This window comes from Ruegeria sp. BB9, from assembly GCF_056539345.1.
On the sequence record NZ_JBQFUU010000005.1, the window covers coordinates 316974 to 341927 of the forward strand.

Below are 24954 nucleotides of genomic sequence, written 5' to 3' on the forward strand. Positions count from 1 at the left end.
CGGTCTAGTTCCATTGTGGCGTTTGCATCGACGCCACACAGCCGAACAAAGTGGTGCCTTTTCCGTTATTCAGGATTGCCGGATGACATTTGCCAAGGCTCGATGAAGCTCGTGTCTGACTAGCAAGTTCCGTTGATGCCCGGCCCCAAGCCCAACCCTGTTGAATCCGATCTTTGTCTGCCCAAATCCGTTGACGTTGTGATCGTCGGCGGAGGGATTATCGGTGTCTCAACCGCGCTGGAACTGGCGGAACGTGGCAATTCCGTCCTCTTGTGTGAAAAGGGCCAGATTGGCGCCGAACAGAGTTCAAGGAACTGGGGCTGGGTCCGCTTGGGGCTGCGCGACCCGCGCGAAATACCTTTGATGACCGAGTCGCTCAGGATCTGGCAATCACTTGATGAGCGGATCGGGCGCAAAACCGGCTATGTGCAATCCGGCATTCTGTTCGGTGCGCGGACCGACCGGGCCGCAGCTGATATGGAGCGCTGGTTGCGAAACCTCAAAGGCTACCAGACCGGAGCGCGCATGGTTTCCGGATCCGAGTTGGAACAGCACGTGCCTGGCCTCAAGACCAAGCTGAAGGCCGCGCTTTTCACGCCACAGGACGGACGGGCCGAGCCGCAATGGGTTGCTCCGGCGTTGGCCGAGGCGGCGCGCGACCAAGGCGCGGTCATCATGACGAATTGCGCGGTACGCTGCCTCGACCTGCAAGCTGGTCGTGTTGCCGGGGTTTATACGGAACGGGGGCGGGTCGCTTGCGATCAAGTGGTTCTGGCCGGGGGGGCTTGGTCGCGGTTGTTTGCCGGTAACGAAGGAATTGCCCTGCCACAGCTGAAGGTGCTGAACACGGTTCTGCGGACCTCGCCTGTGGAACCGGGTCCGGAAACAGCTCTGTGGTCGGATGATTTTGCCATTCGCAAACGCGCCGACGGCGGGTACACGATCGCCTCGGGCCATGAAAACACGGTGGATATTGTGCCTGACAGTTTTCGGTTGGCCGCGAAATTCCTGCCGGCATTCGCGCAGGAATGGAAATCGCTCAGATTCCGCCTGTCGCACCGCTGGACCATTGAGGCGCGTCAGCGCAGATCATGGGCGTCCACCGACGTAACACCGTTCGAACTCTGTCGGATACTGGACCCCGAGCCGTCGCAGAAGGCGCTCCGCAAATCATGGGCCAAGGCCCGTCAGGCGCTTCCGGCATTGGTTGGTGCCGAGATCGTGCAGAGCTGGGCCGGGATGATCGATGTGACCCCGGATGCAATCCCGGTCATCTCGAACGTGCAGGAAATCCCGGGACTGGTGATTGCAACCGGATTTTCTGGACATGGATTTGGCATAGGCCCTGGTGCCGGCCGCTTGGTGGCCGATCTGGTGACGAACACAGCGCCTTGTGTGGACCCGGCCGCCTTTCGACTGTCGCGGTTTTCGGACGGTACGAAAGTACGGCCGGACCCGGGGTATTGATCAGCCCATCATCTGATAGCTGACAGGTACAAAGCGGAAGCCTTCGCCGCGCGGCTCGACATAGCCGGCGGCCGGGAAAGGCATGTGGTACCCGATCATCGGGACCTTGTCCGCGGCCAGCATACCCAACACGTTCCTACGCGATGCGGTGGCCGCCGCCTTGTCCATGTCAAACCGGACTTCCCATTCCGGATGCGCGAAGGACCAGACATAGTGATTGGCAAGATCGGCGGTCAGGATCAGCCGCTGACCGTTGCTTTCTAGATGATAGACCATATGGCCAGGCGTATGCCCGAAGGCCGCCATGGCGGTCACGCCGGATGCGACCTCGCCACCGTCCTCGATGAACGACATCTTTTCAGCCATCGGGGTGACCTTGGCTGCCACAAGGTCGCCGACGCGGTTGCCGGCCTCCTGTGCTGACCAGAAATCATACTCGGCCGCGGCGGTCACATAGCGTGCGTTCGGAAAGGTCGCAGCATCGTTGGTCGTCATGCCGCCAATGTGGTCGGGGTGCATGTGGGTCAGGACGACAACGTTGATCGCCTCGGGGCCAACGCCCGCATCGGCCAGAGCAATTTGAATACCGCCTTGGCCCAATCCCGTGTCAAACAGGATCAACTCGGATCCGGTATTGACGAGCGTTGGCGTGAAGAAGAACTGGGCAATGTCGGGCGAGATGAAATTGTCGGCCGATACCTTGGCAAACTCCTCGTCTGACGCGCCACCGCCGAAAATCTCCTGAGCGCCGTCTCGCGGCAGGCTGCCATCCAGCAGGGTCGTGACCGTGAAATCGCCCAGTTGAAAGCTGCGGGCGACGGTCGAGTTGGCCTTGGTTTCGGCCCCGGCAGCCAGTGACTGTGTCGCGATAGATGCAAAAGGTAACGCAGCGGCCGTGCCCAAAGCGGCCCGGCGGGTCAGTTTCATGGTCATTTCAAAGTCTCCCTGTCAGATTACGTGCGACGAATTAGAACGCTTTCGGATAATTGCCACTTTTCAACTCTACCATATGGGCTGCGCGTTGGCCGATCGCATGTTAAATCTTGTTCATGTCCCGCTCAGGAAACAAAACCGTTCCGACGGATCAAAGCGTCCACGAATTCTTGGCGGCGATCCTGCCGGCCGCGCGCGCTGCGGAGGCGCAGAGGCTGAACACCCTGTTTGAAACCGTCACCGGGTTTCGGCCAGTCATGTGGGGGCCATCCATCGTTGGATACGGGCGGTATGACTACCGCTACAAGTCCGGGCGGGAAGGCACGTTTCTTGCCACCGGGTTTTCCCCACGCAAGGCCGCGTTTTCGATCTATATCATGCCGGGCTACTCCGATTTCGGCAGTATTCTGGCGCGCCTGGGCAAGCACAAGACCGGCAAGTCATGTCTGTACGTGAACAAGCTGTCGGACATAGTCGAGGACGTGCTGGCCGAATTGATCCGCGCAGGGTTGGATGACCTGTCATCACGTTGGCCGATCAAGTCCGAGTAAACGGCAAGCATTCGCACCGCCTTCTGGACAAAAACGCGCTCATGTGACATGAGCCGCGCCAACAGGAGACATCCATGACAACCACCCGTTTCGCCCCTTCGCCCACCGGTTATATTCATGTGGGCAACCTGCGCACCGCGCTGATGAACTATCTGATCGCCCGCAAGGCCGGCGGCACATTCATCCTGCGCATCGACGACACCGACCCCGAGCGGTCGAAGGAAGAATATGTTGATGCGATCAAGCAGGATCTCGAGTGGCTGGGTCTGCACTGGGATCGGGTCGAACGTCAGTCGGACCGGCTGGACCGCTATGCGGAAGCCGCCGACAAGCTGCGCGAGATCAGCCGGTTCTACGAAGCCTTTGAAACCCCGACCGAGCTGGACCTCAAGCGCAAGAAGCAGCTGAATATGGGCAAGCCGCCGGTTTATGACCGCGCTGCCCTGAACCTGTCGGAGGCGGGAATAGAGGCGCTGCGGGCCGAACGCGGCAATGGCGTGTGGCGGTTCAAACTGGATCATGAGCGCATCGAGTGGACGGACGGCATTCTGGGTGACGTGTCGATCGACGCGGCCTCGGTATCGGATCCGGTGCTGATCCGCGGCGACGGGCAGGTGTTGTACACGCTGGCCTCGGTCGTGGACGACACCGAGATGGGCGTGACCGACGTGGTGCGCGGCGCTGACCACGTGACCAACACGGCGACCCAGATCCAGATCATCAAGGCGCTGGGCGGAACCGTCCCGCGTTTTGCCCATCACTCGTTGCTGACCGGCCCGCAAGGTGAGGCGTTGTCCAAGCGCCTTGGCACGCTGGCGCTGCGCGATCTGCGCGAGCAGGGTGTGCAGCCGATGGCGCTGCTGAGCCTGATGGCGCGGTTGGGCTCGTCCGACCCGGTGGAACTGCGCAGCGACATGGCCGAGTTGATTGAAGGTTTCGACGTCACCCGGTTCGGGTCGGCGCCGACCAAGTTTGATGTGCAGGACCTGTTCCCGCTGACGGCCCGGTATCTGCAGACGCTGCCGCTGGAGAAGGTTGCCGACGCGGTGGCCGCGGCCGGTGTGCCCGATAAACTGGCCGAACCGTTCTGGATGATGGCGCGTGAGAACATCACCACGCTGAACGACCTGAAAGGCTGGTGGGAGCTGTGCCGCGACGGGGCCGAGCCGCTGATCGACGAGGAAGACCGCAAATTCGTTGCGCAGGCGATGGAACTGCTGCCCGAGGGGCCGTTTGACGGCGAGACCTGGGGCAAGTGGACGGCGGCCGTGAAGGAAGCGACCGGGCGCAAGGGCAAGGGCCTGTTCATGCCGTTGCGCAAGGCGCTGACCGGGATGGAGCGTGGCCCCGAGATGGCGACCTTTCTGCCGTTGCTGCAGGTCGTGCGGGCGCGAAAATAAGACACCGCGCGGCGGTGCCGCCTTTGATCTGAACAAGAACCAGAGGCGGGTGCTGCAGGCGCCCGCCTTTCTCACGCGGTTTGAACGATCCGGGCCGAGACCCGGGACAGGTGCTCATCGACCAAGGCTGTTTCGTCGGGGTGAAGCTGTTGGTGGCGCGGATAACGCGGCTCGTGCCGGTCATTCAGGATCGGCGCGTCCCACCCGTCGGTCGTGGCGAAGAAACGCTCGACACCCGGCAGGCCGAAGGCGCGCAAATACCCCTGCACCACGACGTCTACATAGCTGAGCAAAACCGGATGGCTGTGCGTCGGGTCCTTGCGGTGCTGTTCCGGAACCGCATAGACCGCAATCTCGACCTCTGTCTTCAGAGGATGAGTTATGGCGTGGGTGGCGGGGATCCGATCATAGGCCCACTCCCGTTCATCCAGTGCCGCCCAGTCGTTTTTGGGGACATGTGCGATCATGCCGTCGATCTCGCAGTCGGGATCCGGCACCGCGGTCAAGAAGGCGACCGGGCGCAGATCGGTATGCCGCCACGCCCGGCGCCAGCCCTTGAGTCGCGCCGGTCGCGGGTCGGGAAAGTCATGCGTGGCAAGGTTTACGAGGCTGCCATAGCCAAAGAAATAGGGCTCTGCCATTTCGCGTGCTGTCCTTCTTGACGATTGATGTATGTCAAACCGTTTTTTTGCGGCCTGTGCAATAAGGTTGCATCTTGAAATTCGGGGGGAGGATCTGATGCGGATCACCAAACGAACAAATATCGCCGTACGGCTGTTGATGTATTGCGCTGCACATCCCGACCGGCTCGTCACGAAATCCGAGATTGCGGATGTCTGCAACATTTCGGAAAACCATCTGGCGCAAGTCATCAACCAACTGGGTCAGCTGGGGTATCTGAGCACGCAGCGCGGTCGCAACGGTGGCATGACGCTGGGTCGGCCGGCGGACCAGATCCGGATCGGATCCGTCTTTCGCCATGTCGAGGGCAGTTTGCCGATCGCCGAGTGTTTTGCGGATGCCGACAACACCTGTCCGTTGACCGATGCCTGCCGCCTGCGTCTGGCGCTGCAGGACGCGGCCGAGGTCTTCTTTGCGTCGCTGGATGAAATATCGCTGGATGCTTTGGTTTGCGACAACGATCCACTGCTGAAAATTCTGCAACCCGTTACCTGCGCGCGTTGAATTCAGTCGCTGGCCCGCAGGACGCGGGCCGGGCTGACGGATAGGGGGCGGAGGGCGAAGAATAGCCCCGCCAGCAGCGTGACGGCCAGCCCGGCAGCGACGATACCCAATGCCGAAGGCCATATCACCGCAAAGCTGGTATCGAAAATGAATGTGGCCACAGCCCAGCCGCCAAGGATGCCGGCCAGCAGCGCCACGCAGCCGGCGGCCGCACCCAGAAGCGCCGAGCGCAAGCCAAAGCTGAGAAGTATCCGTCGGCGATCTGCGCCGATCGTCTTGAGGATCGCAGCCTCGTAGCGGCGCGCGGGCTCTCCCGCAGCAGCAGCGCCGATCAGAACCAGAAAACCGGTCAGCAAAGACACACCGGCGCCGTAGGAGGTGGCCGAGGCCAAACCGGCAAGCAGGCCCGAGACACGGTCGATCGCGTCCCGAACCCGGATCGCGGTGATGTTGGGGAACTGGGTCGCAAGGTCTTGAAGGATGGCTGCCTCGGCCTCTTCCTCGGCGTAGACCGTTGCAATGAAACTATGAGGGGCGCCGGCCAGCGCGGACGGATTCATCGACATGATAAATCCCATCCCCGCGTTCGAGAAATCCACTTCGCGCAGCGATGTTACGGTCGCGGTGATATCACGCCCGAGAATATTCACCGTCAGTTCGTCACCAAGCTTGAGACCCATTTCCTCGGCCTCTTCCGCGGCAAAGCTGATCTGGGGCGGGCCTGAATAGTCCTCTGGCCACCATTCCCCGGCGGTGATGCGGGCGTTTTGTGGCGCGTTGTCCGAATAGGTCACGCCGCGATCGCCTTCCAGGACCCAATGATCGCCTGCGACCTGATGTGCTGGTTGGCCGTTGATCTGCGAGATGATTCCGCGCAGCATTGGTGCGCTTTCTACACGTGTGACACCGGGGTCGTTTTCAAGCCGGCTGCTGAAGCCGGGCATCTGGTCTTTTTGGATGTCCACGAAAAAGTAAGACGGCGCCACGTCCGGCAGGTTACCGGAAATTGCATTGCGCAGAGTGCCGTCGATCTGTCCGACCGCAGCCAGAACCGACAGCCCCAATCCCAGAGACAGGACCACCGATGCGGCCCCTTCGCGGGGGTCGGAAATTGCCGCGAGTGCCCAACGCAACGCCGGGCGGCCACGGGCGCGTGTTGCGGCCCTTTTTGCGACATAGCGGATGCCATGGGCCGACAGCGCCAACAGCACCAATGCGCCGACAAATCCCCCACCGGTCCAGAGGGTCAGCCACGGGGAGCCGCTGAACCAAGCGGCGGTGGCGATCAGTGTCGCCAGGGCTAGGCCTGTCGCCAACAGGTAAGCGGCGCGGGGCAACCTGCGGGCACTGCTCAGCGCATCGCGGAACAGGGTCGCTGCCCGGACGTCCTCTGCCCGGGCAAGGGGCCACAGAGTGAACAGCAAGGCGGTCAGCAGGCCATACAGTGCCGCCTCGAACAGCGGTTGCGGGTAGACAGAAAAAACGGCCGGTACGGGAAGCCGGCTTTCAATCAGGGGTGCCAGGAGAATCGGGGCCAGCCCGCCAAGGGCTACACCAGCGGCGATCCCGACAACCGAAAGGACGCCGATCTGGATCAGATAGGTCTGAAAGATCGTGGCGCGGTCTGCGCCCAAGGTGCGCAGTGTGGCGATGGTTTCGGTTTTTCGGGCGAGATAGGCGCGTACGGCCGCGGACACGCCGATGCCGCCCACAGCCAGACCCGAGAGACCCACCAGCACCAGGAACGCGCCGAGGCGCGAGACGAATTCGGCAATTCCGGGTGCGCCGTTGCGCGCATCGGTCCAGCGCAGCCCAGAGCCTTGCAGAACGCTCTCTGCTTGTTGCGAGAGTTCTGCGAGGTCGGCCCCGACCGGCAGGTCCATACGGTATTTGGTGGAAAACAGCGTGCCGGGCTGCAATAGGCCCGAGTCCTTCAGATCGGCTGTGCGAACCAATGTGCGCGGCCCCAAGGTGAACCCATCTCCGGCCGCGTCGGGTTCGGATATCAGGGCGGCGGACAACACAAAGTCCTGCGTGCCCAGTGCAAAACTGTCGCCGATGTCCAGCCCCAGCCGCTCGATCAGAACCGGGTCCATCACTGCCCCGGGGAGGGTGGCATTTCCGTCCAACGCCTCGGACAGCGAGATTTCGGGGTTCAACCGGACGGCACCGATCAGAGGATAGGCCTCATCGATGGCCTTGACCTGAGTAAGTCCGCGTTGCGGTGCGTCGCTGCGGGTCACGGCCATCGAGCGGAAATCGACGACTTCGGACACGCGATCGGCGTTTTGCTCCATCCACGCGGTTTCTGCTTCGTCCGCAAAGCGATAGGTCAGCTCGATCTGGGCATCGCCGCCCAGCAAGGCTGCCCCCTCCTGTGCAAGGCCGGTCATGATTGCTTGCCGCACCGATCCAACCGCAGCAATGGCGGCAACCCCCAGGGTCAGGCAGGCCAGAAAAACCCGAAAACCGCGTAAGCCGCCTCTGAGTTCACGTCGGGCCAGGCGCGTCGCCAGGCGCAAGCTCATTCCCCTGCCTCTTGGCTGGCCTCTTCGGTGATGCGGCCGTCGCGCAATCGAACAACCCGGTCGCATCTTCGGGCCAGCGAGTGGCTGTGTGTGACCAGAACCAGCGTTGCCCCGTGCCGGTCACGCAGGCCGAACAGCAAATCAACGATAGCCGCGCCATTCGCCTCATCCAGATTGCCGGTCGGTTCGTCCGCCAACAGGATCCGAGGCCTCGGGGCCGAAGCGCGGGCCAGCGCGACCCGCTGTTGTTCGCCGCCCGACAGTTGCGCCGGGTAGTGATCGCGCCGATGCGAAAGCCCCACCGCCGCCAATTCGGCCTCGGCCCGATCGAAGGCATCGCGGTGACCGGCCAGTTCCAGCGGGGTGGCCACGTTTTCAAGCGCCGTCATGGTTGGGATCAGATGGAAATTCTGGAAAACGACGCCCATCGCGTCGCGCCGAAACCGGGCAAGCGCATCCTCACTCATCGAAGTCAGGTCTTGTCCCAATGCAGTGATGCGACCCGCGGTCGTCTGCTCCAGTCCGCCCATTAGCATCAACAGCGAGGATTTGCCCGAACCTGACGGACCGACGAGGCCCAGCGTCTCTCCCTCTTTCACGGTCAGATTGATGTCCCGCAAGATTTCGACGGGTCCGGCATTGCCATCCAGCGACAAAGCGGCATTTTGGAGTGTCAGAACGGGTTCAGTCATTAGTCTTTCCGAAAGGGGCAGTCATTTGGGATATGGAGCGGTCAGGAACTTGCGCAAGGCTCTGGCGGCGGGGCTGTTGTCGCTCTGCGGCATTGCTGCCACAGCCGACCCGTTGGTCCTGGCCGCTCTCGGAGACTCGCTGACTCAAGGCTACGGCCTTGTTGAGGAAGACGGGTTCGTCCCTCAACTAACCCGGTGGCTGGATGCGCAAGGCGTCGAAGTGAAGATAATCAACGCCGGTGTTTCCGGGGACACAACGGCCGGCGGTGCGGCGCGTGTGGGCTGGACCCTGACACCAGAGGTGGACGGGATGATCGTGGCGCTGGGCGGAAACGACGTTCTTCGTGGGATCGATCCGGCCGTTTCGAAGTCGAACCTGGAAAAAATTCTGACCGAGGCGCGAACAGCCAAGGTTCCGGTTCTGCTGATCGGCATGCAAGCCCCGGGCAATTATGGCGCGGACTACAAACAAGCGTTTGATGCGATGTATCCGGATCTGGCCACCCAGTTCGGCACGCTCTATGCCTCCAGCTTTTTTTCCGGGTTGCAGGCGGATGGCGACCCCGGAGCCGTGCAGACCTTCATGCAACCAGACGGGATCCACCCCAATGCGCGCGGCGTTGCGCTGATCGTGGATGATCTGGGACCTGCTGTCCTTGATCTGATCGCTGCCGCAAAACAGCGGCAGTAAACCGTGCCCGGGCGTTTCTTTCTGACGCGGCCGTTCTCCCAGATTTCCGAATTCCTAGGTCGAGAAACTGCTTGGCCGGATGAACAGCCGCGCCAGAACATACAGCCCGGTCAGGAAGTGATCGTTCTGACCGCTGAAGGCACGAGGCGCATGCGGTGGGGCATGATTCCCGTAGGGCGCGTCAATGCCCGGGGGCGACCGGTCATGGAAACGATCATCAATGCGCGGTCGGAAACGGTTTTTGACAAATCTGCTTTTCAAGGTGTCGGTCGCGCGGTTGTTCCGGTTGATGGCTGGTACGAGTGGACCGGCGAAAAGCGCTGCAAAACCGCGTGGCGGATTGAAACCGCCGATGGAACCCCCCTGTTGTTTGCCGCGATTACGGACAGGTGGACTGCACCCGGTGGTCAGCATGTCGATCAGTTCGCCGCAGTGACCTGCGAACCGAACGATGATCTGCGGCCGATCCACCACCGTATGGGTGTCCTGTTGCGGCCCGAAGACGTCCGGACCTGGCTGAACGGATCAGACAAGCAAGCAGCAAGCCTTTGTGTACCGTGGCCAAACGGACGGCTGAAGATTGAAAAAGCCGAAGGGGTGGATTGGTCGGGGCCTTGACCGCTGTCTTAGACGACGGTGACGACCGTTCCGATCGGGACGCGGTTGTACAGGTCGATCACGTGCTCATTCAGCATTCTGATGCACCCGTTCGACACGGCTCGTCCAATGGTCTGCGGCTGGGTCGTTCCATGGATGCGGAAATACGTGTCGACGCCATTCTGAAACAGATACAGGGCACGGGCGCCAAGCGGGTTGTCTCCTCCACCGGGCTGGACATAGTCATTGTCCTTGAATTTGGCATAGGCAATAGGGTCCCGCTCGATCATCTCTTCGGTGGGGCGCCAGGTGGGCCATTCCTTTTTCACGTCGATCGTCGCAGTTCCGGTAAATTCCAGCCCGGCCTTGCCGACGCCACAGCCGTAACGGATGGCTTTGCGAGGCTCGGTCACGAAATACAGGTAGAACGAACGTGGCGCGACCAACAATTGCCCGGGCAAAAACTGCTTCTTGATCCGAACGATTTGCGGAGTCGGGTCGTACTCGACTGGCTTCTTCTTCGCGTGGGCCGTGCCAGGCACGGCACTGATAGCGGCGGCAGAGATCAGAAAATTGCGGCGTGAGAACATGGCAATACTCGGCTAATCAACAAAGAAAACAGGATAGCAGTCTGTTCAGAATAGCCGATCGGGTCAATTCCCGCGCGGGTTTCACCGGAAAGTGATGTTGTTTTCCTGCCCCACCGGGTCTGGAAAGCGCGATCGGAAATCGGGCAAAAAAATGGGGGCGACGGCCATCCGTCGCCCCCAGAGACCTGGTTTAGGCCAGTTCGATGTTGTCGGCGCTTTCGCGACCGTCGCGACCAGCGCGCAGTTCATAGGTGACTTTCTGGTTGTCGGCCAGGCCGGTCAGGCCCGAACGCTCGACGGACGAAATGTGCACGAACACGTCTTTGCCGCCCTCTTCGGGTGCGATGAAGCCGAAACCTTTGGTGGTGTTGAACCATTTTACGGTGCCTGCGGGCATATCCGTATCTCCTGTTTGAGTGCTGCCCACGGAATTGCGGCAGCCCGGCGTCGTTGTCTGGATCGATAGACTGAACGCCGAAAACGGAGACAGTAGGTCGAAGTAGAATAACGTAAGCTCTTTGCATATGGCACTGAGAGGGCCATATGGCAAGGGTCAGTTGGGCAGAATGTGTTGTGCTTTCAGGGGCCAGCGGGCGTTTTGAACATAAATCCGCCGAACTGAATTCGAATCCGCTACGGACTTTTCGGTGTCAGATTATCGCGTCCCATCCGGGCAGAACGGACACGAATCCATTAGCGGATCGGCCAAGAAATAGGATCGGTCACCTGTCTGATAGTCGACTCCAGTCAATGTCATTCGGACGCCCGAGAGCCCGTATCGGCACAAGCAATCAGCCAGATGCCGGGATGTCGTTTTCTAGATTCGTGCAGAGATGATGTTGAACATCGCGAATGCAGCGACCCACAGGAACACGGTAAAAATCAAGGTCGCAAGTGCCAAGAGAAGCATGCGAAAAAGGTTGCGATTTGGAGTGGTTTTGAGTGCCCCCGGTGCAGGTGAATCGTACCCCCAATCAATCCTAAAGAAATAGCTGTTAGCCCCGTAATCCGTCAGAAGCAGACGAAGACGGGTGAGCGGTGCGCCGCTTACCCTCAATAGATACTCGGTATACTCTTTCTTGAAGTTGAAGAATGGAAACACAGACGCCAAGATCAGCGAAGACACCCACGCCGAAATGCTTGCGAGCACAAAGAAGCCAATCAACAGTAGCGCTTCCGCCATACCGTTCTCCAACTGTCCATCATCCCGGTGATAGTATGGGCTGATTTCTGCCCACACTATCCATCCGGAGATGTGTCAGGAGTGTTATCGCGCAAATTTCTTGTGCTTCAACCGTTTGGGCTCCAGCGCATCCGGACCCAGGCGGCGCTTCTTGTCTTCTTCGTAGTCTTCGAAGTTGCCCTCGAACCATTCCACATGCGCATCACCTTCGAAGGCCAGGATGTGCGTACAGATCCGGTCGAGGAAGAAACGGTCGTGCGAGATCACCACGGCGCAGCCGGCGAAATCGACAAGGGCATCTTCCAGCGCGCGCAGGGTTTCGACGTCCAGATCGTTGGTGGGTTCGTCGAGCAGCAGGACGTTGCCGCCCTCTTTCAGCAGGCGGGCCATGTGGACGCGGTTGCGCTCACCCCCTGACAGCAGCGAGACCTTTTTCTGCTGGTCGCCGCCCTTGAAGTTGAAGGACGAGCAGTAGGCGCGGGAATTGACCTGCGCGTCGCCCAGCTGGATGATCTCGGCGCCGCCGGTGATCGCCTCCCACACGGTGTCGTTGTCGTTGAGGTCGTCGCGCGACTGATCGACATAGGACAGCTGCACCGTATCGCCGTATTCGATGGTGCCGGCGTCGGGCTTTTCCTGGCCGGTGAGCATTTTGAACAGGGTCGATTTACCGGCGCCGTTGGGGCCGATCACGCCGACGATGCCACCGGGCGGCAGGCTGAACGAGAGATTTTCGATCAGTTGCTTGTCGCCCATGTGCTTGGCCAGCCCACTGACCTCGATCACCTTGCTGCCCAGGCGCGGGCCGTTGGGGATGACGATCTGGGCGCGGGTCAGCTTTTCGCGCTCGGACTGTTCGGCCAGCTCGTTGTAAGCGTTGATCCGGGCTTTGGACTTGGCCTGACGCGCCTTTTGACCCTGACGCATCCATTCCAGTTCGCGCTGTAGCGTCTTCTGCTTGGATTTGTCCTCGCGGGCTTCCTGCTCCAGCCGCTTGGCCTTTTGTTCCAGCCACGAGGAGTAGTTGCCCTCGTAGGGCATGCCGCGGCCGCGGTCCAATTCGAGAATCCAGCCGGTGATGTCATCCAGGAAGTAGCGGTCGTGGGTGACGATCAGGATGGTGCCTTTGTAGTCGATCAGGTGCTGTTGCAGCCAGGCGATGGTTTCCGCGTCCAGGTGGTTGGTCGGTTCGTCCAAGAGCAGCATGTCGGGCGCTTCCAGCAGCAGCTTGCAGAGCGCCACGCGGCGTTTCTCGCCGCCCGAGAGGTTGGCGATGTTGGCATCGTCCGGCGGGCAGCGCAGCGCCTCCATCGACACGTCGATCTGGCTGTCGAGGTCCCACAGGTTTTCCGCGTCGATCGCGTCCTGCAGGGCGGTCATCTCTTCCATCAACTCGTCCGAGTAGTTCTCGGCAATCTCCATCGCGATCTCGTTGAAACGGTCGACCTTGGCCTTTTTCTCGGCCACGCCCAGCATGACGTTTTCACGGACGGTCAGGGATTCGTCCAACTGAGGTTCCTGTGGCAGATAGCCGACCTTTGCGCCCTCGGCGGCCCACGCCTCGCCTGTGAAATCGGTATCGAGGCCGGCCATGATCTTCATCAGGGTCGACTTACCGGCGCCGTTCACGCCGACGACACCGATCTTTACGCCGGGCAGAAAGCTCAGGTGAATGTTTTCAAAGCACTTCTTGCCACCGGGATAGGTCTTTGAGACACCCTGCATGTGGTAGACATATTGATAGGCGGCCATGTCGCGTCCTCTGGGTCGGGGAATTCAGGTTGACCCGCTTGATAGCCAAGCGGGACGGGCGGGGCAAGCTGGTGCTTTGGCGAATTTCTGGCTGGCCTTATGCGCCGGCCTGACCGGACTGGGAGGGATGCTGGGAATGCCGGAACTTGCGCAATTGGTATCGGGTTGGGCCAAGGCCGGACGGATCGAATGGATCGGCGTCAGACCGGGGCGACGATTGGACATGATGGCGCTGGGTCAGGCGATGATCCGGGAAGACGGGGTTGAGGGCGATCGGAGTCGCCCGGGGAAGCGTGCGGTGACCCTGATTCAGCACGAGCATCTTGCCGCGATCGGCAGCTATTTGGGACAAGGTCCGGTCACACCGGACGTACTGCGGCGCAATCTGGTGGTTTCCGGCATCAATCTGGGCGCTCTCAAAGGGCGCGAGGTTCAGGTCGGCACAGCCATTTTGCGGATCACGGTTATCTGCGCGCCTTGCAGCAGGATGGAAGAGGCGTTGGGCAGCGGAGGCTACTCTGCCGTGCGTGGGCATGGCGGCTGGTGTGCCGAAGTGGTGCGATCGGGGATGGTCGGTTTGGGCGATGCTGTGCAACCTGTTGATTGACAAGGCTGCCGAGTTCTGGACTACAGCAGGGGATGTTGCGAAGCGCGATACCATATGCGCGGCCCGGTCAGGTCGTGGGGCTGTTCGGGGGATCGTTTGATCCACCGCATCAGGGGCATGTGCACGTTACACTGGAGGCGATGAAGGCTTTTGGGTTGGATCGGGTCTGGTGGTTGGTGTCGCCGGGGAATCCGCTGAAATCTCGCGGCCCGGCTCCGATCGATCAGCGTGTCGAGGCCGCACGGTCCATTATGCGGCATCCCAAGGTTGAGGTGACTGACATAGAGGATCTGACCGGCACCCGCGCCACGGCTGACACACTTGCTGCCTTGCGGCGGCTCTATCCGCAGGTTCGGTTCGTTTGGCTGATGGGGGCTGACAACCTGGCCCAGTTTCACAAATGGAAGGACTGGCGGTTGATCATGGACACCGTTCCTGTGGGCGTGGTGGCGCGCCCCGGAGATCGGATTTCGGCCCGCATGTCACCGGCGGCGCGTGTCTATGCCAAATACCGGATTGACGGAACGGCGCGGCATCTTTTGGGTCGGGCCGATGCGCCTGCCTGGTGTTTCGTGAACGTGCCGATGGTCGACGTCAGCTCGACTCAGATACGCTCCAAAGGCGGCTGGACCTGACAGGTGTTGCCTGAACAGCCCCGATGGGCACATAATTCTGGTGCATGGTTGTTTGCCTGTGATCTCTGGGATTTTATTTGACCCATGACTGATCGTATTTCGAGACGTTTCTTTCTGGCCGGCGCCGGTTCGCTTCTGATCCCCACCGCGGGTTTTGCCGGGGCGCCAACGGTCTCGTTGCGGCCCGTTGCCCGTGGCGCCGAGTTGAGCGGTGCCGAACGCATCATTCAGGCGGCGCGATTGAAAGGCGAAGTGGTCTTCGCCGTGGCCGACGTGAAAACCGGCGTGCAACTGGAGGAATTCGGCGGAGCCAGCGGCTTGCCGCCGGCCAGTGTCGCCAAAGCCCTCACCGCGCTTTACGCGCTGGACGTTCTGGGCCCGGACCATCGGTTCGAAACAAAGCTGATCGCAGATGGTCCGATCGAAAACGGGATCCTCAAGGGTGATCTGATACTGGTCGGAGGCGGCGATCCGGTATTGGATACCGATGCTCTGGCCACGATGGCCGCCAACCTGCGCAAGGCCGGACTGACCGAGGTTCGGGGTGCGTTCAAAGTGTACAGCGGCGCATTGCCCTATGTATTCAGCATAGACCCCGGTCAGCCTGATCATGTGGGCTATAGCCCTGCGATCAGTGGAATTTCCCTGAACTTCAACCGTGTGCATTTCGAGTGGAAGCGCCAGGGGGCCAGCTATGACGTGACCATGGACGCGCGCAGTGCCAGTTATACGCCGTCGGTGGACATGGCCACGATGCGGATCGAAAACCGCAACCTTCCGGTCTACAGCTATCAACCCAGCGCGCGGCAGGACCGCTGGACAGTTGCCAAGGGCGCGCTGGGCAGCGGCGGCGCCAGGTGGTTGCCAGTGCGCAAACCGGGTTTGTATGCCGGAGATGTGTTCCGCACTCTGGCCCGGGTCAACGGCATCGTCCTGGGGCGGGTTCAAGTCACGCGCGAGGTCCCCAGCGGCACCGTTCTGGTCAGGCATCAGAGCGATGAATTGACCAGCATCGTGAAAGGGATGCTGAAATACTCGACCAACCTGACGGCCGAGATGGTGGGGCTGGCTGCGACCGTTGCGCGGGGTAGGCAACCGCAAACACTGGCAGAGTCCGCGGATGAGATGAATCGCTGGTCGGCTCAGACCTACGGCGCGTCCGGTATTGCGATGGTGGATCATTCGGGGTTGGGCGATGCTTCGCGAATGGTACCGTCTGGTCTGGTCAAGGTTCTGGTGGCCGCACAGCAGCATGAAACGCTGCGACATCTGTTGAAGCCGTTTACCCTGACCGACACCAAAGGCCAGCGGATCCAAGGGCACCCGATCAAGGTCGACGCCAAAACCGGGACCCTTAACTTTGTATCTGGCTTGGGCGGGTATCTGACCACCGCCGGGGGATCAGAACTGGCCTTTGCGATATTCACTGCCGATCTTCCGCATCGGGCGACCATCGCGCGTGAAAGCCGCGAACGCCCGGAAGGCGCGCGCAGCTGGAATCGCAGGTCCCGCAAACTGCAGCAGGCCCTCATCGAGCGCTGGGGCGCGCTTTACGGCAGCTGAAACCAATCAGACGGTGTGACGCGCCCGTGCGCCGCGCTCGATCGCTGCGGCGTGCAGCCGATCGATCTCCAACTCATACCGGATCTCCTCCAGCAGCCGCAGTTCGGTCTCGGCCAGCGAGCCATCGGCGGCGGCGACATCGCAGGCCAGAGCATAAGCCGTTTCGTTCAACCGCTCAGGCAAGTTGTCCCGGATCAGGCCAAACAATGCGTCCAGACCATCTTCCTGCTCGAACAGGTCAAACACGATCTGCGAAACCCGGCGCATACGGTCGATATCGTAGTCGGCAAAAACAGGCAGCATGTTCACGGCTGTCTCGATCTTGACCAGTTCGACGGTGCGGATGTTCTCGTCCGAGGCTGAAACGGCCACCATGATAGCTACAAGGCAATCCTGCGGCGACATCGGGTGGGAAACGGGTTGGGTCATGGGAACGTCCTGCTTGGCTGTCTTTGATCGCGCACGATATGGGGCGGGGCGCGCGGGTTCAACATATTGTTTCGCCAGCCACCTTAGTCTGGAATTGCAAGTACGGCGAATGCGTTGACCAGCAGAGTTGCGCGTTTGCCGCCTATCGGTCACAACATGGTAAGTGTTTCGTAGTCGGTCCGCGCAGGGGCCAATTCACCCTGAGCAACAGATCTGGCGGAAACGGTTGAACGAACGTCATTGAGCAGCAGAAAAATCAGGAAACTCTTTGGAAAGGCGCCGACGGACCCAAGGCGATTCTTGACTCAATGTATGACTACCAAATCTGCGGGCGCTGAAATCGGCGTCTGGATGGACAATTTTTTCGGAGATGGTTCTGAGTGCGGGCAGCATCGCAAAATATTTTCTGGTTGATCCATACGAGTGCATGCCGCAATTCCCGAACAGGATGTATGGGGGGAAGGTCGCGCAAAATCAGGGCGACATGGACGAAATTTTTGAGTGGACGCAGTCTAGACGGGCACATTTGCCTAACGAAAAGATCTTTGTTCGGAAGAGATCCGCGGAAGCGGCATCCGCGGTGCCCGACAAAAGCCTGGATTTTGTCTACGTTGACGGCAACCACTACTATGACGGTGTTCAGGCGGATATATTGTCGTACTTGAGGAAGCTGAAAACCGTTTGTTTTCTTATCTTCGATGACTGGAACTGGCATGATGACGAGGGGAAAGCCTCGGTGAAGCAGGCCGTCTGCGATTTTATTGCAGCCAATCCTGGATGTCTGCAGTTGGTCGATCTGCAAGCGGGTCAGGCCGTGTTTCTGGTCACGAGCAACCGTCTGAAATCGTAGCAGGGGCGGCGTTTCTCGCCTGCGGTCATTGACTCACGCTGCATCTGCACAATAGGAGATGCCGATCGGTCGCATTGCGCGACCGTCGCTGATTTCCCGATGGAGAACGAACGAAATGTCTGAACTGCGTGAAACCGCCATGACGTCAAAGGCCTGGCCTTTCGAAGAGGCGCGCCGGTTGCTCAAACGCTATCAGAAGTCTCCACCGGAAAAGGGCTTCGTTCTGTTCGAAACGGGATATGGCCCGTCGGGCCTGCCGCATATCGGCACTTTCGGTGAGGTGGCGCGGACCACGATGGTCAAACGCGCCTTCGAGGCCCTGTCGGACATTCCCACTAAGCTGATCTGCTTTTCGGACGATCTGGACGGGATGCGCAAGGTCCCCAGCAACGTGCCAAACCCAGAGGCCCTTGAAGCCTATCTGCAGCAGCCACTGACTTCTGTCCCTGATCCGTTCGGTGAGTATCCCAGCTTTGGTGAACACAACAACGCCATGCTGCGTCGGTTCCTTGATACGTTCGGGTTTGAATACGAGTTCTATTCGGCGCGCGACTTTTATCGTTCGGGTCAGTTTGACGAAATCCTGAAGCGTGCAGTCGAACGTTATGACGACATCATGGCCATCATGCTGAAAAGCCTGCGGGAGGAGCGTCAGCAGACCTATTCGATCTTTCTGCCGATCCATCCGGAAACGGGCCGGGTCCTTTATGTCCCGATGAAAAAGGTGTGCGCCGAGACCTACACGGTCACCTTCGATGACGAAGATGGCAAGGAGTGGACGCTGCCCGTGACCGGCGGCAATGTGAAGTTGCAGTGGAAGCCGGATTTCGGGGCGCGCTGGGCGGCGTTGGGCGTCGATTTCGAGATGTATGGCAAGGAACATGCGACCAACGAAAAGATCTATGACGCGATCTGCCGCGCGCTGGGCGGCCGTGCGCCCGAGCATTTCTCGTATGAGCTGTTCCTCGATGAAAACGGGCAGAAAATCTCGAAGTCGTCCGGAAACGGTGTTTCGATCGACGAGTGGCTGACCTATGCGCCGACCGAGAGTCTGGCCTATTTCATGTATCAAAAGCCGAAGACGGCAAAGCGGATGCACTTTGACGTCATCCCCAAGGCGTATGATGAGTACCATCAGCAGTTGCGTGCCTACCCCGGGCAGGATCTGAAGGCTCAGTTGAACAACCCGGTCTGGCACATTCACGGCGGTGACGTGCCGGAATCGACGTTGATCGTACCCTTTGCAATGCTGCTGAACCTCGCGTCGGTTTCAGGTGCCGAGGACAAGGAGACGCTGTGGGGCTTCATCCGCCGCTATGCGCCCGAAGCCACGGCCGAAAGCCACCCGGACCTCGACAAAGCCGCCGGTTTTGCAGTGCGCTACTTCAACGACTTCGTGAAGCCGACACGCAAGCATCGGGCGCCGACGGAGCAAGAGCGCGAGGCGCTTGAGGCCCTGAAATCCGCGCTTGAAGCCTATGACGGTCCGGTCGAGGACGAAGCTCTGCAATCGGTGGTCTATTCCATCGGCCGCGAGCGCTTTGACCCGATGCGCGGCTGGTTCACAGCCCTTTACGAGGTGTTGTTGGGCGCCAGCCAAGGCCCTCGGTTCGGCGGCTTCATCGCCCTTTATGGCGTCCCCGAAACGATTGCACTGATCGACAAGGCCTTGGCCGGAGACCTGGCCTGATTTGACCACATACTGCATGGGGCTACCTTTCCGGCAGGAGGTGGCCCCATGCGTCGACTTTTGCTTGCAGTTTCCTTGAGCGCCGGTTTGGCAACAGCCGCAGTTGCCCAAAGTGGCGACATCGAAGCCAATATTGCTGCGCAGATTGAAGCCTTCAAGGCCGATGACTTCGCCACGGCCTTCAACTTCGCCAGCCCCAACATCCAGACAATGTTCCGCACGCCTGAGAATTTTGGCGCGATGGTGCGCAACGGCTATCCAATGGTCTGGCGCCCAGCTGAGATCCGATTTCTGGAATTGCGGCAGATTTCTGGTTTCTGGTGGCAGAAAGTGATGGTGGTGGATGCGAACGGCCGGGTTCACATCCTGGACTATCAGATGGTTCAGCTGGAAAACGGCTGGAAGATCAACGGAGTGCAGCTGCTTGGCAACTCCGACCCATCGGCCTGATGCAACACCCACCGTTACGATGATATGAGCGACGGTTAATCCCTTTCCGATACTCAGACCAGCGTGTCCGGGCGGCTTCCGGATCCGGAATTTGGCATGCGCCATAGCCTGAAGAGTGGGCGCGTTTGGGAAAGGGTATTCAATGAACAAGGCAATCACCGATGGCATCGTTTTCACGCCGCCGCAATTCGCGAATGGTCTGGATGTGTGGTCCAGCGGCGACGGCACTCCGGGCTCACCGACCTATGACGGATCGGGGACTGGAGTGTTCGTGCCTGCTGATGCGGAGTTTGGCGGCTGTCTTGAGATACTGAAGGTCAATGCCACGCAGCAACTGAGGTACATGGGGCGGACGCCGCTTCTGCCGGGCTGCTATTTGCAGATCAAGGCGCGGGTCAAAGCGATCAGCGGGCCATTGCCGCAGGTCCGGATCGCTGGATGGGCCGGAGGGGCCGGCGACGTGCACCTTTCTGGACTGACCGAGAAGGGCCCGGCCATTCAACTGTCGGCCTATGGCGTGGTGCACGAGGTCACCGCCATCGTTGGGATTGGGCAGCGGCCGGGCGTGGACATGCCTTGGGGCATTTCGGCCCTATACGGGCATTTCGGCCTCGATATCGAGGGGGCAAACGGCGCGCTCGTTCGGATTGATGATATCGAAATTACCGATGTCACCGGGGTCTTCTTGCGCGATATGATCAGCCTTGTGGACGTGCGGGACTATGGCGCGATTGGAGATGGTGTGACCGATGACTCGGCCGCGTTCGAGGCGGCAGACCAAGCCGCGGGAGGTCGCCGCATTTATGTGCCGCAGGGAACCTACCACCTGGCACAGGATGTTGGGCTGGACGCGGAGGTCGACTTTGAGGGCACGGTCACGATGCCTGATGACAAGATGCTTCTTCTGACCAAGAATTTCGATCTGCCGACTTACATCTCCGCCTTCGGCGATGAAGCCCTGGCCTTCAAAAAGGCGTTTCAGGCGCTGCTGAACAACTCGGATCATGAATCGCTGGACCTGGGCGGCCGCAAGATCTCGGTGTCCGAGCCGATCGACATGCAGGCCGCCGTGCCCAATCGCGGCAGCTACTCCACTCGCCGCGTGATCCGCAACGGGCAGTTCGACGTCAAGAGCAGCGCCTCATGGGACACCGAGACCTTTACCTCTGTCGCAACATACGACCCGGCGGATCCCTACAAGTTGTCCGGTGTGGCCAACGTGGCCAATATCCCGGTCGGGTCGTTGGTTCAGGGCAGCGGCGTTGGACGTGAGATCTATGTTCGGTCCAAGGATGAAGGTGCCGGTGAGATCACCTTGAACGCACCCATCTATGATGCGGCTGGCACGCAGACCTTCACGTTCGTTGATTTCAAGTACCTGTTGGATTTCTCGGGCTTCAGTGCGCTCCAGAAATTCGCCATGGAAGACATCGAGTTTCAATGCAACGGGCGCTGCAGCGCGATCCGCCTGTCGCCGGGCGGGAACACGTTCGTTTTGAAGAACTGCTTTGTCAGCCGCCCGTTGGACCGCGGTATCACTTCGATCGGGGTGGGGTGCCAGGGCATGTTGATCGACGGTTGCCAGTTCCTGTCCAGCGAGGAGTCTCTGGACGTGCCCGACCGCAGTTCGATTGCCATCAACGCCAATGCCAACGACGTCAAGCTGCGCCACAACAGGGCCGTTCGTTTCCACCACTTCGCGGTTCTGGGTGGAGACAACAACCTGGTTCTGGGCAACCATTTCTTTCAGGGCGACAGCGTGTCGAACGGTGTGCGCAATGCAGGTTTGGTGATGATCGGGGCCTACAACAGCTCTTCGATCGCCGACAATTATGTCGACAACTGTTTCATCGAGTGGAGCAATGAGCGCGATGCCGAGCCCGACTACACCTCGGGCTATTCCTTCAGCGCCATGAGCATCACCGACAACATCTTCTATTCAAGTGATGTTGCCCCGTGGTTCGCCTATATCGTCGTGCGCCCGCATGGCGTCGGGCATTTCCTGAACGGAATGACGGTCACGGGCAACAAGTTCCGAACGGCGAACGGGTCAATCGACCGCGTGGAAAAGGTTGATACAACTTTTGCCGATCTGAATTCTGATCGGCATGTGAATGTCACGTTCGCAGACAACACGTATCACAACGTGACACTCAAGACCGCGAACCCGCTGCGGGTCCGACACGAACAGAATACGGCGGCCTCTGCCTGGACGGTAGACTCGGATGGTGCATTCCCCTTTGGTGGGCAGGCCCGCAGCTGTGACAGCGTCGTCGTGCTGGACGGGCTGAGAACCGCCTTTGGAACCCTGCGCTATTCGGCCCCCTATGTTCAGTTGCAGCAGGGGACAAACCAGGACCAGATCAAGTTGCGTTGGTCCGAGGCCTTGAGCGGTGAAGTTTCGGTGATCATGCGGATCGAGGTCTGATCCGGGTCGGCCGGTCGCTTTTGGAGCGGCCGGCGCGCTGCATTCAGAACTCGCGCCACAGCGCGAATCTCAGGCCTTGCCCGTCCTCGGCGGCGTTACGCTCGACCCCGATTATCCAGGTGTTTGGGCCGCTTTCGGATCGAAACATCGCCGAGGGCCGCGCGCTCCAATAGAGCGGGCGGCCAGGTACATAGGACGTTTCGATCTGGAGCAGGGGATTGACCCGACGGTGCGACGACAAACCCACTGTCAGGTCCAGTTTGCGGATCAGAGCGTCATGGCTTCGGTATTCCAGCGCGGCATCAGCCGCCAGCCAACCACTGCCATATCGGGCCTGAAATCCTTTGCCCCAAGACAGGGTTGCCTTGTACATCGCCCATGCGCGGGTTTCACGGTGATGCGCGCCGACACCCAACTCGGCCGCCAGCCGCCCACCGTTGGAAAATTCGGCAACCGGTAGGCGCGCAAACACCACGGCATGACCGTAGAGGTCCTGATGCTCTTCCGCGTCCAAACCCAGCGTCAGGTTTGGGCGCATGCCCCATTCCCCATAGAGCGAGGACTTGAAGCGGATGTCCTTCCCGGGCTCGGAAAACGCCGTCAGGGCCAACGAGGTGAACGAGGCGCCTTTTTCACGCAGCCACGCCCCGGCGACGGCCGGAGTCGAAAACACAAGGCTTGCACACAGGAAGGCGATTAGGCGGGCCATTGGCGCAGGATCATCAACCTTGGTTAACGGAAGGTTAGCGCTCGGTTCATTTTTCGGAAACTTTTTCGCGCCAGCTCAACGAAAGGCAGGACGTTTGAAAAACCTGTGCTAGGCTTGGGTCAGACAAGGGAGATGACCGATGCCGAAGATATCAAAAGACGCCAGTGTTCAGACCGTTATCACCACTTTCGAAATGACCCCCGGAACCTGCCAGGACCTGCTGGAAGCGTTGACCGACGCCTATGCGAACTTCATTTCCAAGCAGCCCGGTTTTGTCGCGGCCGGACTGCATGTCAACGATGCCCAGACCCGCATCGCGAACTATTCGCAGTGGGAGCGGCGGGAAGATTTTCTGGCCATGCTGCGAACGCCTGAAATGCGCGAGCGTAACCGCAAGATCAACGAATTGTGCAAAAGCTTCGAGCCGGTGATGTACGACGTGGCCGAAACATTTGACTGATCCTGACCTGAATCAAGGTCAGAAGACTTTGACTACTGCTATCTGAACGCGAAACTCAAGGAGGCGCCAACCATGTATCACAATATTCTTGTCCCGATTTCCTTCGATGCCGAGCGTGACACGTCGGGGCCGCTGAAGCTGGCCAAGTTGTTGGCGACGCCAGATGCCAAAGTGACCCTGTTGCATGTTGTCGAGCATATTCCGGACTACGCAATCTCTTACATGCCGGCCGAATACCTGACCGAAGCGCGGCGCGCGATCCAGGATGAGCTGAACACTCTGGCCGCCAAGCTACCGAACGCCAAGGGCGTTGTGGTCGAGGGCCATTCGGGGCGCACGATTCTGGATTGGGCGGAAACCAACAAACCTGACCTGATCATCATGGCGTCGCACCGACCGGGGATGCAGGATCTGTTGCTCGGCTCGACCGCGACGCATGTGGTGCGCCACGCCAGTTGCGCAGTTCACGTCGTTCGCTGATCTGATGGCGGGCAAAGGTCTTCGCGTGTCATCTTCCACGCTTTGCCGAACCCGCCATTGAGAAGCCCATCGACAATCTCAAAACGCACAAAACGGAAATCCGCGAAGTCGACATATAGCCCGGCCTTCGGGCGCTGTGACAAGTAGCGTGCCCGAAGCGCGGTATGCTCCTCGGTCGCCCGTGGGATCGGGCGCGCCGTGCAGTGCAGGGTCAGCCGGGGGTGGGTCAGTGGATCACCTTTGTCAGCGGGCTCGCCGATCAGCAACGCGCAGGCCGGATTTGCCTCCAACGCGCGTGAGTGCTCCGCTAGGTCCGAGATCAGGGTCAGCGGCCATCCAGCACTGTCGGTGGCCAATGCGATGCGGCTTATCGACGGCAGTCCGTTGTCTGGATGTACCACGGCCAGGGCGGCAAAACGGGCCTGCGCGATAAGATCAAGGGCCAGTTCCCACGCAGTCTCGTCGACCGGGCGAAATGGGTTTCGAGTGTTCACGTGGCGCCCTCGCTGGATTGCGTCATTCCGATGCCTCGGCTTTGCCACATAGTTGGTGTATCGCCAAGCTTATGAAGCTGAAGACAACCGTATACAACGAACCCGCACCAGATCCACGCTTGGCACGTCGCCAGCGCAAGGCTGATGCCCTGCGCCGACATGCGCTGTCCCCGCTGCGCATTCTGCTGATGGTGCTGGCCCTGCCGCTGACGACTGGGATGATCGCGCTGGGCGTATATCTCCGGACCTCGGATCTGGAGCGGACCGAAGCCGTGATGCACCTTGTGGCGCTGGCTGGTTGCGACGCGGCTCGCTCCGTTGGTCTTGGACCGATGCGCGAGGGACAGCTTGGGTACCACAAACGCAACGACCCTGACGGCGACGGGATCGCATGCGAGTCCAGTGTCCGGGCCGCGACGCGGTCGGCTGTGCCGGTCCAGGCTCCTGCGTCCACGCAAAGCGCGGCGCCCAAACCCCGGGCTGTCGGAAACGCCAAATTTGTCCGCCCGTGACGGTCCTTGAAGACGCCTATCTTCATGGTTGAACCTTTTCTCGCAGATGACCGCGTTGCCTGTGTCCCTGCGTGATTT

At 60.2% G+C, this 24954-nt stretch carries 27 protein-coding genes; 16 read left to right on the forward strand and 11 right to left on the reverse strand.

From position 1 onward, the window contains the following. The first annotated feature begins 135 nt into the window (after positions 1-135). Entirely contained in the window at positions 136-1467 is a 1332-nt protein-coding gene (locus ACR0FC_RS17330; protein WP_170342102.1) for an NAD(P)/FAD-dependent oxidoreductase, read from the forward strand. On the opposite strand, the gene ACR0FC_RS17335 is transcribed toward ACR0FC_RS17330, so the two are convergent. Next, a complete protein-coding gene (locus ACR0FC_RS17335) occupies positions 1468-2400 on the reverse strand; it encodes an MBL fold metallo-hydrolase (RefSeq protein WP_170342100.1) in 933 nt (310 codons plus the stop codon). A gap of 116 nt (positions 2401-2516) precedes the next feature. Here ACR0FC_RS17335 and ACR0FC_RS17340 point away from each other — a divergent pair, with 116 nt between their 5' ends. Together ACR0FC_RS17340 and gltX are read left to right on the forward strand one after the other, a co-directional pair. Further along, positions 2517-2951 (forward strand): DUF1801 domain-containing protein, encoded by a 435-nt coding sequence (locus ACR0FC_RS17340; protein ID WP_170342098.1) that lies wholly within the window; start codon positions 2517-2519, stop codon positions 2949-2951. 74 nt (positions 2952-3025) lie between these two features. Continuing rightward, positions 3026-4351 (forward strand): glutamate--tRNA ligase, encoded by a 1326-nt coding sequence (gene gltX, locus ACR0FC_RS17345; protein WP_170342096.1) that lies wholly within the window; start codon positions 3026-3028, stop codon positions 4349-4351. Positions 4352-4422: 71 nt separating this feature from the next. Here the strand turns inward: gltX and ACR0FC_RS17350 are convergent, their stop codons facing one another. Continuing rightward, complete coding sequence (locus ACR0FC_RS17350) at positions 4423-4992, reverse strand: gamma-glutamylcyclotransferase family protein (protein WP_170342094.1); 570 nt, start codon at positions 4990-4992, stop codon at positions 4423-4425. Positions 4993-5089: 97 nt separating this feature from the next. On the opposite strand from ACR0FC_RS17350, the gene ACR0FC_RS17355 reads away from it, so the two are divergent. Continuing rightward, positions 5090-5536, forward strand: a complete 447-nt coding sequence (locus ACR0FC_RS17355; protein ID WP_093963764.1) for an RrF2 family transcriptional regulator — start codon at positions 5090-5092, stop codon at positions 5534-5536. 2 nt (positions 5537-5538) lie between these two features. Here ACR0FC_RS17355 and ACR0FC_RS17360 read toward each other — a convergent pair whose 3' ends face one another. Together ACR0FC_RS17360 and ACR0FC_RS17365 are read right to left on the reverse strand one after the other, a co-directional pair. Next, on the reverse strand, positions 5539-8064 hold the full coding sequence (locus tag ACR0FC_RS17360) for an ABC transporter permease (RefSeq protein WP_170342092.1): 2526 nt from the start codon (positions 8062-8064) through the stop codon (positions 5539-5541). Then, the gene (locus tag ACR0FC_RS17365; RefSeq protein ID WP_170342090.1) at positions 8061-8756 is read right to left on the reverse strand and encodes an ABC transporter ATP-binding protein; all 696 of its coding nucleotides are present in this window, start codon (positions 8754-8756) and stop codon (positions 8061-8063) included. Before ACR0FC_RS17365 ends, ACR0FC_RS17360 begins: the two co-directional genes overlap by 4 nt. Before the next feature lie 49 nt (positions 8757-8805). Between ACR0FC_RS17365 and ACR0FC_RS17370 the strand changes: the two genes are divergently transcribed. Next, complete coding sequence (locus ACR0FC_RS17370; protein ID WP_254437839.1) at positions 8806-9447, forward strand: arylesterase; 642 nt, start codon at positions 8806-8808, stop codon at positions 9445-9447. A gap of 3 nt (positions 9448-9450) precedes the next feature. Beyond that, positions 9451-10065, forward strand: coding sequence for an SOS response-associated peptidase (locus tag ACR0FC_RS17375; protein WP_170342086.1), 615 nt, complete (start codon positions 9451-9453; stop codon positions 10063-10065). A gap of 8 nt (positions 10066-10073) precedes the next feature. On the opposite strand, the gene ACR0FC_RS17380 is transcribed toward ACR0FC_RS17375, so the two are convergent. From ACR0FC_RS17380 to ettA, 4 genes are all read right to left on the reverse strand, one after another. Then, a complete protein-coding gene (locus ACR0FC_RS17380) occupies positions 10074-10634 on the reverse strand; it encodes a L,D-transpeptidase (protein ID WP_170342085.1) in 561 nt (186 codons plus the stop codon). A gap of 190 nt (positions 10635-10824) precedes the next feature. Further along, a complete protein-coding gene (locus ACR0FC_RS17385) occupies positions 10825-11031 on the reverse strand; it encodes a cold-shock protein (RefSeq protein ID WP_093963409.1) in 207 nt (68 codons plus the stop codon). 420 nt (positions 11032-11451) lie between these two features. Further along, on the reverse strand, positions 11452-11817 hold the full coding sequence (locus tag ACR0FC_RS17390) for a hypothetical protein (RefSeq protein WP_170342084.1): 366 nt from the start codon (positions 11815-11817) through the stop codon (positions 11452-11454). Positions 11818-11901: 84 nt separating this feature from the next. Further along, the gene (gene ettA, locus ACR0FC_RS17395; RefSeq protein WP_170342082.1) at positions 11902-13569 is read right to left on the reverse strand and encodes an energy-dependent translational throttle protein EttA; all 1668 of its coding nucleotides are present in this window, start codon (positions 13567-13569) and stop codon (positions 11902-11904) included. On the opposite strand from ettA, the gene ACR0FC_RS17400 reads away from it, so the two are divergent. The 3 genes from ACR0FC_RS17400 to dacB all read left to right on the forward strand — a co-directional run bounded on the left by ACR0FC_RS17400 (position 13568) and on the right by dacB (position 16374). Beyond that, entirely contained in the window at positions 13568-14176 is a 609-nt protein-coding gene (locus ACR0FC_RS17400) for an MOSC domain-containing protein (protein ID WP_367646664.1), read from the forward strand. The two genes, ettA and ACR0FC_RS17400, sit on opposite strands and share 2 nt — an antisense overlap. Before the next feature lie 32 nt (positions 14177-14208). Next, entirely contained in the window at positions 14209-14811 is a 603-nt protein-coding gene (locus tag ACR0FC_RS17405; protein WP_437342522.1) for a nicotinate-nucleotide adenylyltransferase, read from the forward strand. A gap of 84 nt (positions 14812-14895) precedes the next feature. Further along, the gene (dacB, locus tag ACR0FC_RS17410; RefSeq protein ID WP_170342080.1) at positions 14896-16374 is read left to right on the forward strand and encodes a D-alanyl-D-alanine carboxypeptidase/D-alanyl-D-alanine endopeptidase; all 1479 of its coding nucleotides are present in this window, start codon (positions 14896-14898) and stop codon (positions 16372-16374) included. A 6-nt stretch (positions 16375-16380) separates the two neighbouring features. On the opposite strand, the gene ACR0FC_RS17415 is transcribed toward dacB, so the two are convergent. Continuing rightward, positions 16381-16803 carry a tellurite resistance TerB family protein gene (locus ACR0FC_RS17415; protein ID WP_093963405.1) on the reverse strand — a complete coding sequence of 141 codons (423 nt, stop codon included), beginning with the start codon at positions 16801-16803 and terminating at the stop codon, positions 16381-16383. 370 nt (positions 16804-17173) lie between these two features. Here ACR0FC_RS17415 and ACR0FC_RS17420 point away from each other — a divergent pair, with 370 nt between their 5' ends. The 4 genes from ACR0FC_RS17420 (at position 17174) to ACR0FC_RS17435 (ending at position 22221) form a co-directional block, all read left to right on the forward strand. Next, entirely contained in the window at positions 17174-17653 is a 480-nt protein-coding gene (locus ACR0FC_RS17420; protein WP_170342079.1) for a class I SAM-dependent methyltransferase, read from the forward strand. 115 nt (positions 17654-17768) lie between these two features. Next, complete coding sequence (locus tag ACR0FC_RS17425; protein WP_170342077.1) at positions 17769-19343, forward strand: lysine--tRNA ligase; 1575 nt, start codon at positions 17769-17771, stop codon at positions 19341-19343. Between the two features lie 48 nt (positions 19344-19391). After that, on the forward strand, positions 19392-19793 hold the full coding sequence (locus ACR0FC_RS17430) for a DUF4864 domain-containing protein (protein ID WP_170342075.1): 402 nt from the start codon (positions 19392-19394) through the stop codon (positions 19791-19793). 142 nt (positions 19794-19935) lie between these two features. After that, a complete protein-coding gene (locus ACR0FC_RS17435) occupies positions 19936-22221 on the forward strand; it encodes a glycosyl hydrolase family 28-related protein (protein ID WP_170342074.1) in 2286 nt (761 codons plus the stop codon). A 43-nt stretch (positions 22222-22264) separates the two neighbouring features. Here the strand turns inward: ACR0FC_RS17435 and ACR0FC_RS17440 are convergent, their stop codons facing one another. Continuing rightward, positions 22265-22930, reverse strand: coding sequence for a hypothetical protein (locus tag ACR0FC_RS17440; RefSeq protein ID WP_170342073.1), 666 nt, complete (start codon positions 22928-22930; stop codon positions 22265-22267). A gap of 139 nt (positions 22931-23069) precedes the next feature. Between ACR0FC_RS17440 and ACR0FC_RS17445 the strand changes: the two genes are divergently transcribed. Both ACR0FC_RS17445 and ACR0FC_RS17450 read left to right on the forward strand, forming a co-directional pair. After that, positions 23070-23390: an antibiotic biosynthesis monooxygenase family protein gene (locus tag ACR0FC_RS17445; RefSeq protein WP_093963400.1), complete on the forward strand. Its 321-nt coding sequence runs from the start codon at positions 23070-23072 to the stop codon at positions 23388-23390. A 72-nt stretch (positions 23391-23462) separates the two neighbouring features. Further along, positions 23463-23870 carry a universal stress protein gene (locus ACR0FC_RS17450; protein ID WP_170342071.1) on the forward strand — a complete coding sequence of 136 codons (408 nt, stop codon included), beginning with the start codon at positions 23463-23465 and terminating at the stop codon, positions 23868-23870. Here the strand turns inward: ACR0FC_RS17450 and ACR0FC_RS17455 are convergent. Then, complete coding sequence (locus tag ACR0FC_RS17455; protein ID WP_170342069.1) at positions 23855-24364, reverse strand: HugZ family pyridoxamine 5'-phosphate oxidase; 510 nt, start codon at positions 24362-24364, stop codon at positions 23855-23857. The genes ACR0FC_RS17450 and ACR0FC_RS17455 overlap by 16 nt on opposite strands. A 119-nt stretch (positions 24365-24483) precedes the next feature. Here ACR0FC_RS17455 and ACR0FC_RS17460 point away from each other — a divergent pair, with 119 nt between their 5' ends. Beyond that, the gene (locus ACR0FC_RS17460) at positions 24484-24876 is read left to right on the forward strand and encodes an excalibur calcium-binding domain-containing protein (protein WP_254435647.1); all 393 of its coding nucleotides are present in this window, start codon (positions 24484-24486) and stop codon (positions 24874-24876) included. Positions 24877-24954 lie beyond the last annotated feature (78 nt).